Source organism: Anaerobacillus sp. QJM3NY_17 (assembly GCF_056173665.1).
The window spans coordinates 2,392,808-2,410,278 of the sequence record NZ_CM149685.1 but is presented as its reverse complement, the minus strand read 5'-3'; the positions used below and the strand labels follow the sequence as shown (position 1 = coordinate 2,410,278).

Below are 17,471 nucleotides of genomic sequence, written 5' to 3'. Positions count from 1 at the left end.
TAGTAATCTTGGTAGTAATTTTCTTTTTATAACAAAGTGGAAACGTTTCCGCTTTTGTTTGGATAACGAATATTTTATTGGAGGGGTAGGATCATGGCTAAGAATCCTAAAACGGTCGCTCATTCTGTATTACAAGCTTTAGGTGGAAAAGAGAATATATCTCGCATCTCTCACTGTGCAACAAGATTAAGAGTCGAATTATATGATGATACATTGCTCAAGAAAGAATCGTTTGATTCAATTGAAGGTGTAAGCGGATATTTTTATCAAAGTGGGCAGCATCAAATTATTCTTGGTACTGGTTTTGTAAATAAAGTCTATGCTGAACTAGAAAAGGGTGGAGTTAGTGACAGTAAAGAGGTCTCTAATGAACCGAGAAATTCAAACAGTTCTAAAATCCATCAATTAACGAAAACGTTTGCAGATATTTTCATCCCTGTTATTCCCGTTCTAATTGCAACGGGCCTATTAATGGGACTTAGAGGCTTGTTAATAAACGGTTTCGGAATGGAGCTTTCTTCAACGATTTTAGTACTCTCACAAGTTTTAACAGATACAGCTTTTACATTCATTCCGGTATTGATTACCTGGTCTGCTATGAAGAAATTTGGAGGATCTCCTGTTATTGGAATTGCTCTCGGTTTAATGCTGGTAGCACCGCAATTACCGGATAAGTGGGCTGTATCTTTCGGGAAAGCTGATCCGTTGTTCCTGACTTTATTAGGATTTGATATTCCAATTACAGGTATGCAAAGTTCAATTCTTCCTGCTGTCTTTATGGGATGGTTAGCTGCAAAAATTGAAAAAATAGCGAGAAAATACATTCCTGAGATGCTAGACCTTATTTTGACACCGTTTGTCACATTACTGTTTTCGTTAATTCTTGGACTTGTTATCGTAGGCCCAGTGATTTTGGGAATAGAGAATTTACTTACTTCTGGCATCATGTATTTCTTTGAATTACCATTTGGTATCGGTGGATTTGTTTATGGAGGTGCCATTCAGCTTTTAGCGATAACAGGTATGCACCACACGATTGTTCCAATAACGGTTAAAATGGTTGCGGAAACGGGATATGATTTAATCAATCCGATTGGTACGGCAGCAATTGCCGGACAAGCTGGAGCAGCTCTTGCAGTTGTTATTCAGCAAAGAGATAAAATTAAGCGATCTAATATGTTAGGTTCCGTTATACCTGCTTTCTTTGGCATAACTGAGCCCGTGATGTTCGCGATTAACTTACCTAAAGTAAAACCATTTATTTACGGTTGTTTAGGTGGCGCAGTCGGCGGTGGGTTTGCTTCGATCTTGGGCATCGCTGCAGCGGGTACTGGTTCGACGATGCTACCAGGATTGTTATTGTATATAGGCGATGGTTTCTTTCAATACATTCTAGTCATTCTAGTTGCATTGGCCACATCGTTTCTCGTTACGTTCATTGCTTATCGTGAAAAGCCATCTGCGGAACAACCTGCATTAAATTTAAATATTAAACATGGCTAATGTTCATTTTCTTAAGGTTTAACAGAAGGGAAGCTTTACATGATTGATTACATTGATTTTTCTAACCGCCAGAATCGTTTCGTTACTTTGTCAGATGTTTCGAATGACTATCTAAGTACGATTGAAAAAATTGCAAAAGAGGATACTTATTATCCAAATTATCATATAGCACCTCATCATGGATTAATGAATGATCCAAATGGATTAGCTTTTTTTAGAGGAGAACACCATATCTTCTATCAATGGTTCCCATTAGGCCCAGTTCATGGATTAAAACATTGGTATCATATTTCAACGAAAGATTTTATTCATTTTAAAGATCACGGTATCGCTCTTTATCCAGATCAGTTATATGATTCTCACGGCTGTCACTCAGGATCCGCTTTTGTTGAAGGGGATAACATGCACCTATTCTATACAGGAAATCATCTAACTGAGGAGAGTGAAGCCATACCAAGTCAGGTGTATGGATTCCTAAATGAAGATCAAACGATATCGAAGGAAAACGTGATGATAGAAGGGACGCCCCCCGATTTCAGCAATAATTTTAGAGATCCAATTGTATTTAAACGGGATAACAAATACTACATGCTCGTTGGTGGTGAAACGAGTAAGCATAAAGGCGCAATCGCCCTTTATTCAGGAGACCAACCAAATGAAATGACGTATCATGGCATTCTACAGACGAATTTTAAGGATGCAGGGTATATGTGGGAGTGCCCCAACTATTTTGAACAAAATAATCGCGGTGTTCTTATCTTTTCTCCTCAGGGGGAGCTGAGTAAAAATAAATATCAGTATAACAATGTATTTTCGGTGGTGTATTGTATTAGTGATGTATTAGATGTTGCTACGGGTAAACTGAATGCACACGAATATATCGAACTAGACAAAGGGTTTGATTTCTATGCTCCACAAACTTATGACGATGCATGTGGAAGAAGGATTCTGATTGGTTGGTTAGGCAATTCAAAGAGCATCTATCCTACAGACCAAAATATGTGGGCTCACATGTTAACGTTGCCGAGAGAAGTTAAGATTGAGGGGGATCGTTTATTACAACAGCCTCTTCAAGAGCTAAAAGAACTGAGAACAAAGAGGCAGGAGCTTCAAACAAATCATCAATTAACTTCTCGGGCCTTTGAAATGGTCATTGAAGCCGACCGAGAGTTTGAAATTATTTTTAGGAATGATGCAAATGAAAACGTGATTTTCTCTTCAAATGGAAAAGAGTATTGTCTTGATCGATCAAATATGACCCATGTTTATGCTAAAGAATATGGTACAAAAAGATATGCACTAAGAAAACAAAAAGTGAAACATCAAATTCGTCTTTTTATAGATTCCTCAAGCATAGAAATCTTTTGTGATCATGGCGAAACTGTTTTTACGAGTCGAATGTTTATAGAAGGCATGAATGTCGTATGTTGCCACGGTGTTTCAGGTGACTTATATTCTTTAAAACCAATTGATAAAGGTACAAAACCAGGTTTTATTATCTGAAAAAAAGTGCTGGGAAATTTCCCAGCACTTTTTTATATCTTTATAGAAAATGATTCGTTGTTTAGTATGCTAATGCAAACAATCCTTTGATGTGTGAAAGGTAACGGACGTTACTTGCTTCTTTCATCACAGATGCAGGAAGGCCTTTAAGGGATGTTGCGTTGCCACCGATTTGAGCAACGGCATCCTTACGACCAAGACTTGCTAATGTTCCAGAGTTAACTGGTTCAAATTCTTTGTAGTCTTTGTCATAAAGGTAAGCATACAAGTTGTAACCAATAAGGTCACCCATTTGCCAAGCGATTTGAGCAGTTGGAGGCTGTGGACGTTCGTCACCTGGTTTGAAGTAAACGGCACTGTCACCAGCAACGAATACATCCTCATGAGAAGTGGATTGCAGGTAATTGTTCACTGTTGCACGGCCTCGATTGACTTCGATACCGCATTCTCCAACAAGTGGATTACCTTGAACGCCGCCTGTCCAAACAAATGTGTTTGTAACAATCTTTTGGCCATCTTTCAATTCCACGACATTTCCTTCTACATTCGTTACAGGAAGGTTTGTTAGGAATTCAACGCCGCGTTTTTCAAGGCTAGTCATCGCTCGGTTAATTAACTCATCAGGAAGCATTGGAAGAATTTTAGGCATCGCTTCAACAAGCTTCAATTTGATCTTGGCAGGATCTACGCCATATTTACGAGCAAGCTTTGGTGTTTCATCAGCTAGTTCTCCTACGAGTTCAGTCCCTGTAAGACCGCCACCGCCGATAAGGATTGTAGCATCCGCTTCGTCACCTGATGCTGCAAAGCTCTTGATGCGTTCTTCAACATGAGCGTGGATGCGGTTTGCATCTTCAGCCGATTTCAGTACCATACTGTTTTCTTCAAGTCCTGGAATACCAAAGTACGCTGTTTTACTACCTAGTGCTACGACTAATGCGTCGTAAGAAAGTGTAGAACCATCAGATAACTTAACTTCTTTATTATCAACAGAAAATGAATCAACCGATGCTACTTTAAGATTAATGTTATTTCCTTTTAATAACTTATCCAGTGGAAGTGCCGCAGCTTCCGTTGAGATGTTACCAGCAGCTAAACGGTGCAACTCTGTAATGATTTGATGAGTAGGTGTTTTATTAATTAATGTAACAGTAGCTTCTGATTCATTTAAGTATTGACGTACGGATAAAGCAGAAAGAAGCCCACCATAACCTGCGCCCAAAATGACTATTTGTTTTGACATGATTGTTCCTCCATTTCTAGCAGATCAGTATTATTTTTGGTTACTTTTTTCTCCTGAAACTTTAAGATAAGCATTCACGAATCTGAAAAGCTTCTGAGCTTGAGGATCCTTCAACATTTTTAAAAGACCAAATAACCCAATAACTTCTGAGCTCTTTTCAGCTTCATCTTTTGCTTCAATTGCATTTGCTGCCACGTCTTTTACGGAGTTTGTAACAGGATGAAGGATTTCAGACATAAATTCTACTGTATCATTCTTCAATACATCATCTGTTGCAAGACCTTGGACCGTATCATATGATTTAGACATCATATTAACAAGTTCCGTTACTTTAGGAAGTTCCTTTACAAGCACGCTTAGTGACTCTTGAACTTTAGGATCCAAAAGCTGATCAAGCAGTTCGCGTTCGTCTTGAGTAGGGACGCGTTTTTCGCCTGTTTCGGTTGTGATTGATTCTGACATAGTCACTTCTCCTTCTTGTAAGCAGTTACGCTTATTTGTTATATAGTAAGGCAAAACCATGTTAAGGTATTTTTATACCTGATTAGAAACGAAGTTACTAATCAAGAGATAGAAGAAAAGTTGGACTTCACTCTGTTTATTTTTCCCTATAAAGTGTCTATCATCCAGTCATCTTTTATACCTACTCTAATAGGTTAAATTATCCTTGAGCGAATTTCAATGCATAGCCTCATACTTAACCGCTTACATCAATAATTTCGTGAAGAATATCACGTTCTGTCGTTTTTAAAGAGTATAATATGGATGAATAAGTAAAAAGTGGGAGTAATTATCATCGATGAAATAGAGTTAAAACATCATTTAATGAAATTAGAAGAAGAACTATTAAAGCCTGAAGTACGTTCTCATCCAGATAGATTAAATCAGATACTTGCAGATGATTTCTTTGAGTTTGGAAGTTCAGGGAAAGTGTGGCATAAAGAGGGGGATTACAATAATGGTCTTTCCAATAGAGAAATGATTCTAAGTGAATTCGAGATACGCTTTTTATCAGAGGCTGCCGTTCTTGCAACATATCGCATCCATGATAAAACAAGATCACAAAAGACCTTAAGAAGTTCTATATGGAGAAACAATAATGGAACGTGGAAAATGATTTTTCATCAGGGTACGTTGACTGATTAAATTGCATAACATTAAAGGTTCAGGGACAGTATGATGTGAAGACGAATAGGTAAGCCGTTGCAAATCTTTACTTTAGTAATCAAAGGAGGCCTTTTTATGACAAAACATAAAATTTATACAATGAGCTTCTCAAGCGTCTATCCCCATTATGTGACGAAAGCGGAAAAAAAGGGGCGTACAAAAGCAGAAGTGGACGAAATCATTCGTTGGTTGACAGGGTATAGCCAAAATGAATTTGAAACTCAATTAGAAAAAAAGACAGACTTTGAGACCTTCTTTATGGAAGCTCCCCAAATGAATCCTTCACGCAAGATGATCAAAGGAGTGGTCTGTGGTGTGCGAGTAGAAAACATTGAAGAACCAACTATGCAGGAAATTCGCTATTTGGATAAGATGATCGATGAGTTAGCAAAAGGAAAAGCGATGGAAAAGATTTTGCGTAAATAATATCTTGGAAAGAAAATGTTCTGATTTATTTGCGAATTTACATAAACCTTTAGACAAGGGAGTCTATTGAAAACTAACTAATAGCCGTAACTCATTCCCAAATATGGAATTGAGATACGGCTTATTTTTATTTTGATAAAGTCATTTTTGATCATTAATAGAAAAAATTACAAAAAAAGACTTCTCAAATCAATTGGCTTTCGATATACTTTAACTGTACTACATATATTAATACAGTTAATACAGTTATAGCTAGTGAGAGTGGAGGTGAATTGATGTTTGAATTGGACTTTAGAAGTCGAAAGCCGATCTATGAACAGTTAGTTGATCGTTTGAAGCAGCTGATCATTAAAGATGTTATGAAAGACGATGAGAAACTTCCTTCTGTCCGTGAACTTGCGCATCAGCTGACAATTAATCCGAATACCATCCAAAAGGCATATAGAGAGCTTGAGTCTCAAGGATACATTTATTCAGTGAAAGGGAAGGGGAGTTTTGTTAATCCTTCAAAAAAACTTGAGAGTGAGGAGCTAAAAAACGTGCGAGATCAGTTAAAGAAGCTACTAGCTGAAGCCATTTATCTTGGAATGACAGTAGAGGAAATTGAGTCACTATTAACTGAAATTGAAGGGGGGAAAAAGGATGATTGAAGTAAACGGTGTTGAAAAGTCTTTTGGGACTAACAAAATCATCCATCAAGTTAGTTTTGCAGTGCAGCCTGGATCAATATATGGTTTGCTTGGTTCAAATGGCGCAGGAAAAACAACACTCATGCGAATGATTGCCGGTATTCTGAGACAAGATTCAGGAGAAATTCTCGTACTGGACCATCCCATTTATGAAAATGTCTCTACGAAGCAACGAGTGGTGTTTATTCCAGATGCCCTCTATTTTTTACCACAATATACAATGAGGCAGCTAGCCAATTATTACGCTAGTTTATATGAACAGTGGGATGAGGAGCGCTACACAAATCTAACGAATTTGTTTAAGCTCGATGAGAACAAGAAAGTAAGTCAGTTTTCTAAAGGTCTTCAAAGACAAGTGGCTTTCATCTTATCTATGTCAGTTAAGCCGGATGTGCTTATTTTAGATGAGCCTTTTGATGGTTTGGATGCGGTTATGAGAAAAAAAGTAAGAAGCATGATCATTCAGGATGTGGCTGAAAGAGAAATGTCTGTGTTGCTCTCGTCACATAATTTAAGAGAAGTTGAGGAGATTTGTGATCATGTCGGGATTCTTCACCATGGTGAAATTCTTCTTGAACGTGATTTAGATGCATTAAAGGAAGACGTACATAAAGTTCAAGTCGCATTTAAAGATTCAGGAGAACACGATTTGACTTCTAGCGATCTTGATATTCTCTATAAGGAAAAACGGGGAAGTGTTATTCTCTTGATCGTAAAAGGAGAAGAAAAGAAAGTGATGACTGAAATCGAGAAAATTGGTCCAGTCTTAATGGATCGATTACCACTTACATTAGAAGAAATATTCATCTATGAAATGGAGGGTGTTGGATATGCTATCGAAAACGTCCTTGTTTAGAAGAGAAATGTTCAAAAGAGATTTTAGAAATGTTGGTTGGATTAGTATTTTGTTCTTTTGTGGTCTTGCCTTTACTTTGCCGCTCCAATTACTCATGGCGTTTAACGATGAATATAGGATAGAAGCAAGCGGAGCTGGGCTTTTTGATCCGATATTTATGTTTGAAATACAATTTATGCTGCTATTTCTTATGCCCGTTTTAATGGCTGTATTTCTTTTTCGTTACATTCACGTGAAAGGTGCTTCAGACTTTATTCACAGTTTACCAATTAGCAGAGAGCATTTATTTCGCCATCACGCTTTATCAGGAGTGATTTTGCTCATTGCGCCTATTTTGTTGACTAGTCTTATTCTATTCATGTTCTTTTTGTTTACTGACGTGTCAGCTTTTTATTCAATTAGCCAGCTTGGTTATTGGACGTTGATGATGATCATTGTAAGCATTCTAACGTTTATGATTTGTGTCTTTGCTGGTACATTAACTGGATTATCAACCGTTCAAGCTGTTTTGACTTATATCCTTCTGCTTCTTCCGGCAGGAATTTATGTTCTTGTAGCGGTACATCTTAGCTTCTTTATTGCTGGTTTTTCAGACTTGGTGGTAATCGATCATACGGTAGGTAACTATTCACCCCTTGTCAACGTTTTTCAATATTACCCTAATGACCCACAGGAGGGGTATCTCCCCGTTCAGTATATAATGTTGGGTATCTATTTTATCGCTTCAATAGTATTCTACTTTGGTGGAAAAGCTATCTATAAGAAACGTCCATTAGAAGTAGCTACACAGACGATTGCCATTAACGTGTTAAAGCCAGTCTTTCAGTTTGGAATGACCTTTTGCTTTGCTCTAGTCGGTGGTACCTATTTTGGAGAAACTCAACTAATGTTATCGTGGTTGATTTTTGGGTACGTTATAGGTGGGATCGTCGGATATTTCCTTTCTTCAATGGTGTTAGATAAAAGCTGGCGTGTGTTTCACTGGAAGCACTTTAAAGGCTTGTTCGTTTACGGAGCAACAGCTGGTTTAATTATAGGGATTTTGCCATTGTTCTGGTTAAACTATGAAAGTTACGTTCCAGAAACGAGTGAAATTAAAAATGTTTATATAGGTGACAATATCTATCAGTTAGAAGAACATATCGAAAATACTTCACCTGATTTAATAGAATCAGAAGGTGCAATTAATGCAGTTATACAATTACAAAAAGAGATGATTAACCAGAACGATCAGTTTAATTCTACAGGAATGATGTATTTCATCTCTTATGAATTAAAAAACGGTGATCGCGTGCAACGTTCATATCAAGTCGATCGAAAGAACGTCCAGGAAACCCTTAAACGTGTAATGGAAACTAAGGAATACAAAGAATTAACTTACCCTGTCTTAAATAGTGACCCTTCAAAAATTCAAAAAGTCACTCTTCAACCGGGAGGGCCCGTCAATAAAGAAGTTTCCATACTTGATCCGCTTCAAATTCAAGAATTCTATCAACATGTAAGAGAGGACATTTACAGTTTATCCTATGATCAATTGATTCATCCAAAAGGGATTCGATCTCGTGTATCTGAAGTAAGAGAAGGTTCCGATTGGAAAGAGGAATACTACTATGCGCAAGACAATTCGATCTATAATTCCTATAAAAATACTGTTAATTGGTTGAAAGAAGAAGGCTTCTATGAGGATGCATTTATTGACGAAGGTGAAATCGATCATGTAAGCATTTATCCATGGGATGAAGCACAAAATCAATACCCGAGAGAAGCTTATGATCAAATTGTAGAGAATGAGTCCGTTGAACCTTTTGAGATAAAGGATAAGAAGCAAATCGAAATGATATTATTAAGCAGCAAAGAAGAAGAGGAAGGGGATTATTTAGTTGGCATTCATTATGAGGATATAAAAGGTGGGTATTATGAAGTGTTAACCTTTGATTCTTCAAATGCTCCAGGCTTTGTGCAAGATTACTTTAAGGACCAACAACAATGATAGACTCGAGAACAATTTGTTTTAATGACATCTTTACAAAACACTATAACCGCGTTTACTATACTGCATTAAGAGTCTTGAAAGATCACGGACTTGCCGAAGATGTGCTTCAAGAAACCTTTTTAAAGGCGTATGATCGATTAGACGAAGTGCAAAGTGAAAGGAAGCTAGGATCCTGGCTTTCAACTATTGCCGCTCGAAAATCGATTGATCAATTAAGAAAGCAAAAAAAAGTGACTCTGTTTAATACGGAAGATACTCTCATGAATCAAGCGGATCACGATTGTAACGTAGAAGAAGACTGTGAGATTCTTCTTTTTGAAGAATCTGTGAAAAAAAAGATCCATTTGTTATCCCCGAGATTAAGAGTGGTGATGAAACTTCACTACTATGATCATTTAAAGGAAAGTGAAATAGCATATAAACTGCAGCTATCACCGGGGGCAGTGAAGTCTCGTCTACATCGTGGGCGAATGGCTATGAGAACAAAACTAAGTGATGAATTAACACAAAATCATTCGGCATAATCAAAAAGCGTCCTTACTTAGGTAAGGGCGTTTTTACTTGATGATAAGAGGGCTAATAAAATTGAATTTTTCTGAATTGTATATGAACTAATCTTCAAAGGTGATTGGGTCTTACGAACATAAAAAATAGGAATTTAGATTTTTCGATTGTCGAAAATACAGAACCTTTTCAAAAATTAGCTGAGATAAATTATATCATCAATCATATTAAACAGTTGAGTAAATAAGGATAATGAATTTTAATGGGAGATACGAGGTTAGCCTTGTATTTCATTTTAGCATTTCACAATTAATTGAAAATATATGATCTACATGTTGTATTAAAATGATTTGGAGAGAATCAATTCACTTAATCTGGCTGAGTTGAAAAGAGATTAAAGAGTGTTTTTATAGTTAATCACTAATTAAGTTTACATAATGATATTATGGTTGATATATATAAGCGTGATATGGGGGAAGTTCGCAGTGAAGGAGATAGGTGATACAACTCATTTGATTAGAACTTGATTCGCATTAAGGCAATTCAAAGGCTCCATGATCTTCATAAATCTTTATAAATTATAAAAGAGACAGATGAATCTAGATTCATCTGTCTCTTTACGTGATACTAAGCTTGTTTGAAAATACCGAATGGTTTGCCAATCGGGAGTGTGACTTTGCCAAAGTGAGTATTCAAAACACTCGCAGCTGAGCCATAGAAGCTTAAAATCGCAATGCAGAACTCAGCAATGGCGGCTAAGAAGTGCATGCCTTCAGGGAAAATACCTAAAGTGGAAAATGTGAGTCCGATAAATAAGAAATCAATAAAGACAAAAATAAAGAAAAGTACTTTATGAGTTTCCATAGCTCCAACTGTCATGAAGACACTGAAGATCAAATAGCCGATGTATGCAATGCCTAATTGCTTTGGATCCACAGCGGCAGCTGCAGCGTCTCCAAAAACACCGAATTCGATTAACCATGACGTTCCTACTCCAAGCCAAAACAGTCCAAAAGCTGCGAAGGCTGTCGTACCAAATGTATTATTGTGCTTTGCATCTAGAAAACTAGCGATCAGCTGTGCAATGCCCCCTAGAAAAATCGCCCAAGGGAGTACAAATGAGACGCCATCTGTCCAACCAAGCTTGGCTGATGATGCAACAAGCGTTACCATAGCAAGACCGAATAATCCAATAGCGGATGGATCAGCTGTAACCATTTGCACGCGTTGAGTATTTTGTGTTTGATTCATGATGAGACCTCCTAATAAACATACTTGACTAATTTACATAAAAATCGCCTCTCTTGCAATAGCAAATATTAAAAGGCGTTACCTGAACTGGTTGTTATATTGGTTAAAAACATTGTTACTGTTCACTCGAAATCGCTTACAGTAAAAAGTGAAAAAAGTGTGCTTCAAATGTTGACCAGTAGGACCTGAAATCTAGAATTTGTATGAAATGATAGAGATAGGTGTTAAAAACTGAATTTTTTTACCTTTCTGCACTATAAAGCTTTAATTCAGTAGAGTTTGGCAGTACAATAGATGAATAGTTAATCTACTGCCTTCATGTGGAAGGAGTATGAATTCATTATCATAACCACTTTCAAGAGAGTAAGGAGTCCTGGCCATGAGTACAGATTTAGAAATTGTGAAAAGCACTAATTTGAAAGCGAAGCCTGAGAAGGATCAAATTCCTTTTGGAAGAACGTTCACAGATCACATGTTTGTAATGGATTATGAAACTGAAAAAGGGTGGTATGAACCTCGCATCATTCCATATGAGCCAATCACTCTTGATCCTGCTGCAATGATTTTTCATTACGGTCAAACCGTTTTTGAAGGGTTAAAAGCCTATCGTGCTGATAATCGAATTTTATTGTTTAGACCTGAAAAAAATTTACAGAGACTGAACCTTTCAAGTGAACGTTTAAGCATTCCACATATTGATGAAGAGCGTGTAATGGGCTATCTTAAGGAATTAATTAGCTTGGAGCAAGATTGGGTTCCTTCAACACCTGGAACGTCTCTTTATGTACGTCCTTATATTATTGCAACGGAACCGAATCTATCTGTTGCCCCTTCCCACACATACAAATTGATGATTATTCTCTCACCAGTAGGGTCGTATTTCTCAGGAGGGTTAACTCCAGTGAAAATTAGCGTAGAGGATAAATTTACAAGAGCTGTTAAAGGTGGAACGGGTATGGCCAAAACGGCTGGTAACTACTCATCTGCATATCAAGCGCAAGCGAAAGCATATAAAGATGGAAATGCTGATGTTCTCTGGTTGGACGGGGTAGAGAAGCGTTACATCGAAGAAGTGGGAAGCATGAACATCTTCTTTAAAATCAATGGGGAAGTTGTGACACCTGAATTAAACGGTAGCATTCTCCACGGCATTACGAGAATGTCGGTTATTGAATTGTTAAAGAAATGGGATATCCCTGTTACGGAAAGAAAAGTTTCCATTGAAGAGCTGTATGAGCTATCTCAAAAAGGGCAGCTCGAAGAAGCATTTGGAACAGGAACGGCCGCTGTTATCTCCCCTGTAGGTGAATTAAACTGGGCTGGTAAGAAAATGGTCATCAATGATCATGAAATTGGGGAACTGTCTCAAAAGCTTTATGATACAATCACAGGAATTCAAACTGGAAAATTAGAAGATACGCAGAATTGGACCGTTTCTGTAAAGTAAGAATGCCAAAAGGCTCTCTCATTGACTGAGAGAGCCATTTGTTATGGTTTTAGAATGAGGTGTTGAGCATTTTCTTCGTAATCATTCATCTTTGTTTCATGATATTCTCCTTCAACCCAATCCGTAATTTGATTATCATACCACTTACTAAAAACGTATCCGGACTGACCTGGTGAAATGACATTGTAGCTTGTTTGGATATTTGATAAATCAGTAACGCCTCTCCATGGTGCACCATGGGTTACAAGTCCAGTTGTCGTGTTCCACCCAGCAGCACCTACCGTAACGCGGCTGCCACCCATTGCATTTACATCAGGGTTAAACAGGAGGTTTAACGGTTTAATCGCACCTAGCGGGTGTTCAAATGGAACCGAATGGAACGTACCCCATGCCCATTTTTCTGGTGTACGCCCTTGTAAATCAACTGCTCTCGAAACTGCAGCCTGATAAGATTCAGTGACTACGGATGTAAATCCTCCAGACTTCTTTATCCATGGCCCTTCATCCCCGCTTGCAGCTCGTCTTATGAGCTGGTCAACCACCTGGCTTTTACCATCAAAAAGCGGCATCATTTCTTTTTCAATTTCTCCCTCAAATAGAACTTTCTCCATTTCTACTAACCAGAGATGAAAGAGTAGGGGAGCAGCTTCATCTCTACCATCAATATAATTCCATTCATTAAGGACAGATAGCGCTTCTTTTTCAACTGAAGTTAAGTTTTCACTGTTAAGTTCCTTTATGAGAAGAGGAGTAAATTCTTTTCCCTGTAAATTCACGAAATCATTTTGTAGCGCCATCATGTCTTTTGGTTCAAGTTCATCGCTTTCAAGCAAAACTTCTCGAATGCGATCTTGACGATACGGTTGTGCCCATGTATGTGTAATGTGATAGGGGTAGTCTTCTGTTGTGATTTTATTATTTGCAGTAGAAATGAAGCCTTCTTCAGGATTAACAATTGTTGGGAGATCTTCCCATGGGATATAACCTTCCCATTCATATTCATCGTTCCATCCAGGGACTGGCACCATGCTGTCACCATTTTTGCGAATAGGAATTAATCCATTCGCCCGGTAGGCAATCGTGCCGTCAGTAGAAGCAAAAACGAAATTCTGAGCGGGTGTATGAAAAGAGGTTAAGGCACTTTTGAATTCTTCCCAGTTAGATGCTTTATCCATCATTAGAACGGCCTCAAGCTCCCTAGATGGGTCAAGGGCTGTCCATCTTAAAGACAATGCAGTATCTGGTTGGTCGTCATAAGCAAATTCAGAGAGAATCGGGCCGTGGCGTGTAATAACGACTTCATATGGAATAGGTTCACTTTCTTTTACAGGAATGCTTTCATCAATAACTTCTGCTTTCTCCCATTCATCATTATATTGAAATTCAGTAGGATTATCTGGATTTCTTTTCTCAATATAAAGATCTTGAACATCAGGACCAACATTGGTAACGCCCCAGGAAATGGAGTCATTTCGTCCAACGATAATACCTGGCACACCAGCAAAGATAACGCCACTTACATTATATTCAGGTGAATTTAAGTGAGTTTCATACCATATCGGTGGGGTACCAAGACCCAGGTGAGGATCATTGGCTAGAAGCGGTTGTCCCGAAGCGGTTTTATCTCCAGAAACGACCCAATTGTTACTCCCATTATATTGATCTGGGATTACTGATTTCGCAAAGCTTTTTGACATATCAAGGTTACTTTCCTTAATTTCTTGAATCACAGTTGAGCCTTCTTCAGGGTAACTTGGGAACAAGTCCACGGCTTCTTCTTCTGAGAAATTCTGCAGAAGATAATAACGAAAGGCTTGACCTTCCCAATGTCCTCCTAGATCAAAAGCCATATATTTTCCGATTGTAAGAGAATCGATTGGATCCCACTCATTAGGCTCATAACCCGCAAGTGTAAATTCAAGCGATAATGAGTTTTCTTCTTTTGCTTGAGTCATATAGGCATTCACACCATCAGCATACCATTGAAGAATTTGTTTCGCTTCTTGAGAGTAGGCATTAAATGAATCTTCTGCAGCTCTTCTTAAACCAAGCGTTCGAAAGAATTTGTCCTTATCAATTGTCGATTCACCAATGACTTCACTGAGAGTTCCAGAAGCTTGCCGACGACTTAAGTCCATTTGAAACATGCGGTCCTGAGCTGTGACGAATCCCTGAGCCATAAATAGATCTTTAGTAGAAGAGGCTTCAATATGAGGAATACCTGAATCATCTCGATAAATGGATACAGATTCCTCCAAGCCTGATAGGATCATTTCCCCCTTTGTCTCAGGAGCTGTTCTTTGAACAAACCAGAAGCTTATAGCGATAGCAATGATCAGTAAAAGTGAAATTCCCCCAAGTAGATAATATGGCCACTTCCTTCTCTGGATCTTAACGTGCTTTTCAGGTGTAACAACCGTGCTCATAACGTCCCCCATTTCGTTTTAACTATATATTACCATAATTATCTTTAGTGATAACGCTTTCTTTTTTGGAGTGTAAGGGTATTAAGACGATAGACTAAAGATAGGTAATAGAGGTTTGATTGAACCGTTCCCGAACCAAATCAAAATAATAAATTTATGTATAAACCTAAATAATTAGACCCCTTAGTTACATAACAATTACTGTTGATGATTTCGAATCAGTGTGTATGATACGAATTGAATCTTTGGTTTGATTAAAATGAATAAGATAGAAAAGTACTGAGTATGGCGGAGAAAAAATCCAAAATATGTTAATTTTAGCGTTGGATAGTAATTGAGTGATGTTCGACAATCGGGCAGGTTTCTTGAAGACTTGAATTCGAGATAATAGAGGTTATTGGAACTAAAACCATACTTTTTCGTATAGGGAATTAGCTATATTTAGGAGGGATGGTTTCTTGGATCTTATTTTATTAGGAGTAGTGGCTGTTATTGGCGGAGTTGTTGCAGTTATAGGTACTTTAATCATTATAGGAAGAAGGTTAATACAACCGAATCAGGAATTAAAGGAAAAGGTTCAAAACCTTGAAAGCGAACTGAAAAACCTGAAAGATAAAGAGTAGTGTTCAGTATTCAATGTAATCGGAGCAATTGCTTAATAAAAGTAAGCGCTCTAACTAGGGTTAGCGCAGTTTAATTGGAAACTAGTTTTGTTTGAGAAAGGAGGGAGAACAATGACCCAACTAAATAGTCTAGTTATAAATAAAGATAGACTTGTTGATATGGAGAAATTTATTTCATTAGTAAAATCATCTCCTAATGGAAACAGGAAAGAGATTCTCTTGGATATTTTCAAATTTGATGAAGAAGAATTTGAAATGATGATGTTCTTCGGAATGTTTAATTTAAACAATGACATCGTCTCACTTGAAGAACAATTGACCAATATGAAATCGCTTGATTATGAAAACTTCATACAAGAAGAATTGGAGCTTTTGCAAAAACAGTACCCGTCAAATAGACCTGTACAATTTGAGTTGTTCATTTTAGATAAAAATGATGATTTTGTTAAATCAAAACTTAATGGCGTATCAGCTTTTACGGATTGGAATGGAAAGATGTGTTTTGCGATTCTTCCAGAAGAAAACGTACGTTCAACAATTAAATCTGTCGTAACACACGAATACCATCACCATTGGCGTATCAGTGCATTAGGGCTGAAAGAAGATGGAGAAACGTTACTGGACCGAATGGTTTTAGAAGGATTAGCAGAGCATTTTGTGAAGGAAAGATTAGGTGAGGAATATCTTGGTCCTTATAAAGATGCTTTATCTGAAACTCAAGCTAAAACAATATGGGAAAGTACATATAAGAATCATATTGATGATAAAGGAACCATAACGGATTTATATATGTTCGGAAGTAAAGATAAAGGTTTACCGTTTTGGGGCGGCTATTCATTAGGTTTTTACTTAATAAAGTGGTTTCTAGATAAAGACAAAAATATTTCTATAAAGGATTTAACAATATTACCTAGCGATCAGTTTATAAAATAATGCTATTCCATTATCTCGGAGCGTTTTCTTAATATTGGATTTAGGGAAAGAAGCTGTAAGATAGGAGTGTTCCTATGAAGAGAAGCTCATCGTTTGGCATTGTAATGGCTACTTTACTATTTGGATTGGTAAGCTGCGCAGGAAATGTTTCTGAGAAAAAAGTCGAGAGCGGAGTAACAGTTAGTGATGAAATAGCCGAAAAGAATGGCAAATTATCTAAGGATGATGCAGAAGTTATGATTTTTAATAAACTAAGTGACAAAGAAAAGCAGAAATACACCGTAGACTTTATTAAAGAAGAAGGAACAAAATATTATATTAGAGTTTACGATCATAGTAGTGGCAAAGTAAAAGTAAAAAAGATCTATACTATTGATTTTCATACAAAAGAAATTGAACAAATCGAATAAAAGGAACAATGAGTTCTCAAAAATTTTATAATCCCACATCATTAAAGGTTTTCTATCTTCCGCAATCTCGGAGCGATTATTCAATAAGAATAGTCGCCTTTTCTTTATTAAAAAATTGGGCAGGTTAGTAAGGATTGAGTTCGTATGATTTTGTTATTTAAACAATTTGTATTTTACATTTAGTGAAAATTTCAATGAAGTTTAGCATATCATTAAATCACAAAAAATGGATAATATGGTACGGTTGATCTACACAAAATCGCTGAAAATTGTGCAAATTAAAAAAGAGGGGAGTAATATGAAAAGCACTGTAATGTATTTTATATTATTTGCTGTATTAATTCACGGTGTACTAGTGTGACTGCTAAACTAAAGTAGACAGTTTTCGGAATATAAGATGAAACACTTATTTACCCTAATATACCAGTTAAATAGAAAGCTCTACCATTGTATGATTAGATAGTTTATATCATAGATCAGCGGAGGGCCGAACAAAG

Annotated in this window: 16 protein-coding genes; 12 read left to right on the top strand and 4 right to left on the bottom strand. The window is 37.2% G+C overall.

Annotation, left to right across the window (positions count from 1 at the left end; genetic code table 11):
- Positions 1–93 precede the first annotated feature (93 nt).
- Positions 94–1,503 carry a PTS transporter subunit EIIC gene (locus AC0VYV_RS12580; RefSeq protein ID WP_475365338.1) on the top strand — a complete coding sequence of 470 codons (1,410 nt, stop codon included), beginning with the start codon at positions 94–96 and terminating at the stop codon, positions 1,501–1,503.
- Between the two features lie 39 nt (positions 1,504–1,542).
- Entirely contained in the window at positions 1,543–3,006 is a 1,464-nt protein-coding gene (locus tag AC0VYV_RS12575) for a sucrose-6-phosphate hydrolase (protein ID WP_475365337.1), read from the top strand.
- Positions 3,007–3,067: 61 nt separating this feature from the next.
- Here AC0VYV_RS12575 and AC0VYV_RS12570 read toward each other — a convergent pair whose 3' ends face one another.
- Complete coding sequence (locus AC0VYV_RS12570) at positions 3,068–4,249, bottom strand: NAD(P)/FAD-dependent oxidoreductase (protein WP_475373893.1); 1,182 nt, start codon at positions 4,247–4,249, stop codon at positions 3,068–3,070.
- A 30-nt stretch (positions 4,250–4,279) separates the two neighbouring features.
- Positions 4,280–4,711 (bottom strand): helical membrane plugin domain-containing protein, encoded by a 432-nt coding sequence (locus tag AC0VYV_RS12565; protein ID WP_430242989.1) that lies wholly within the window; start codon positions 4,709–4,711, stop codon positions 4,280–4,282.
- A gap of 318 nt (positions 4,712–5,029) precedes the next feature.
- Here AC0VYV_RS12565 and AC0VYV_RS12560 point away from each other — a divergent pair, with 318 nt between their 5' ends.
- The 6 genes from AC0VYV_RS12560 (at position 5,030) to AC0VYV_RS12535 (ending at position 9,904) form a co-directional block, all read left to right on the top strand.
- Positions 5,030–5,395, top strand: coding sequence for a nuclear transport factor 2 family protein (locus AC0VYV_RS12560; RefSeq protein WP_475365336.1), 366 nt, complete (start codon positions 5,030–5,032; stop codon positions 5,393–5,395).
- Positions 5,396–5,491: 96 nt separating this feature from the next.
- On the top strand, positions 5,492–5,842 hold the full coding sequence (locus AC0VYV_RS12555; RefSeq protein ID WP_475365335.1) for a DUF2200 domain-containing protein: 351 nt from the start codon (positions 5,492–5,494) through the stop codon (positions 5,840–5,842).
- Positions 5,843–6,117: 275 nt separating this feature from the next.
- On the top strand, positions 6,118–6,492 hold the full coding sequence (locus AC0VYV_RS12550) for a GntR family transcriptional regulator (RefSeq protein ID WP_194221853.1): 375 nt from the start codon (positions 6,118–6,120) through the stop codon (positions 6,490–6,492).
- On the top strand, positions 6,485–7,387 hold the full coding sequence (locus tag AC0VYV_RS12545) for an ABC transporter ATP-binding protein (protein WP_430242983.1): 903 nt from the start codon (positions 6,485–6,487) through the stop codon (positions 7,385–7,387). Before AC0VYV_RS12550 ends, AC0VYV_RS12545 begins: the two co-directional genes overlap by 8 nt.
- Complete coding sequence (locus tag AC0VYV_RS12540; protein WP_475365334.1) at positions 7,362–9,377, top strand: DUF6449 domain-containing protein; 2,016 nt, start codon at positions 7,362–7,364, stop codon at positions 9,375–9,377. Before AC0VYV_RS12545 ends, AC0VYV_RS12540 begins: the two co-directional genes overlap by 26 nt.
- Positions 9,374–9,904: an RNA polymerase sigma factor gene (locus AC0VYV_RS12535; RefSeq protein WP_475365333.1), complete on the top strand. Its 531-nt coding sequence runs from the start codon at positions 9,374–9,376 to the stop codon at positions 9,902–9,904. Before AC0VYV_RS12540 ends, AC0VYV_RS12535 begins: the two co-directional genes overlap by 4 nt.
- A 607-nt stretch (positions 9,905–10,511) precedes the next feature.
- On the opposite strand, the gene AC0VYV_RS12530 is transcribed toward AC0VYV_RS12535, so the two are convergent.
- Positions 10,512–11,135: an acetate uptake transporter gene (locus tag AC0VYV_RS12530; protein ID WP_255622575.1), complete on the bottom strand. Its 624-nt coding sequence runs from the start codon at positions 11,133–11,135 to the stop codon at positions 10,512–10,514.
- A 379-nt stretch (positions 11,136–11,514) separates the two neighbouring features.
- On the opposite strand from AC0VYV_RS12530, the gene AC0VYV_RS12525 reads away from it, so the two are divergent.
- Positions 11,515–12,582 carry a branched-chain amino acid aminotransferase gene (locus AC0VYV_RS12525; RefSeq protein WP_475365332.1) on the top strand — a complete coding sequence of 356 codons (1,068 nt, stop codon included), beginning with the start codon at positions 11,515–11,517 and terminating at the stop codon, positions 12,580–12,582.
- 41 nt (positions 12,583–12,623) lie between these two features.
- On the opposite strand, the gene AC0VYV_RS12520 is transcribed toward AC0VYV_RS12525, so the two are convergent.
- Positions 12,624–15,008 carry a penicillin acylase family protein gene (locus tag AC0VYV_RS12520; RefSeq protein WP_475373892.1) on the bottom strand — a complete coding sequence of 795 codons (2,385 nt, stop codon included), beginning with the start codon at positions 15,006–15,008 and terminating at the stop codon, positions 12,624–12,626.
- Between the two features lie 458 nt (positions 15,009–15,466).
- Here AC0VYV_RS12520 and AC0VYV_RS12515 point away from each other — a divergent pair, with 458 nt between their 5' ends.
- The 3 genes from AC0VYV_RS12515 (at position 15,467) to AC0VYV_RS12505 (ending at position 16,974) form a co-directional block, all read left to right on the top strand.
- Entirely contained in the window at positions 15,467–15,631 is a 165-nt protein-coding gene (locus AC0VYV_RS12515; RefSeq protein WP_475366330.1) for a hypothetical protein, read from the top strand.
- Positions 15,632–15,742: 111 nt separating this feature from the next.
- On the top strand, positions 15,743–16,564 hold the full coding sequence (locus AC0VYV_RS12510; RefSeq protein WP_475373891.1) for a DUF2268 domain-containing putative Zn-dependent protease: 822 nt from the start codon (positions 15,743–15,745) through the stop codon (positions 16,562–16,564).
- Positions 16,565–16,638: 74 nt separating this feature from the next.
- Positions 16,639–16,974: a hypothetical protein gene (locus AC0VYV_RS12505; RefSeq protein WP_475372880.1), complete on the top strand. Its 336-nt coding sequence runs from the start codon at positions 16,639–16,641 to the stop codon at positions 16,972–16,974.
- Positions 16,975–17,471: the final 497 nt, after the last annotated feature.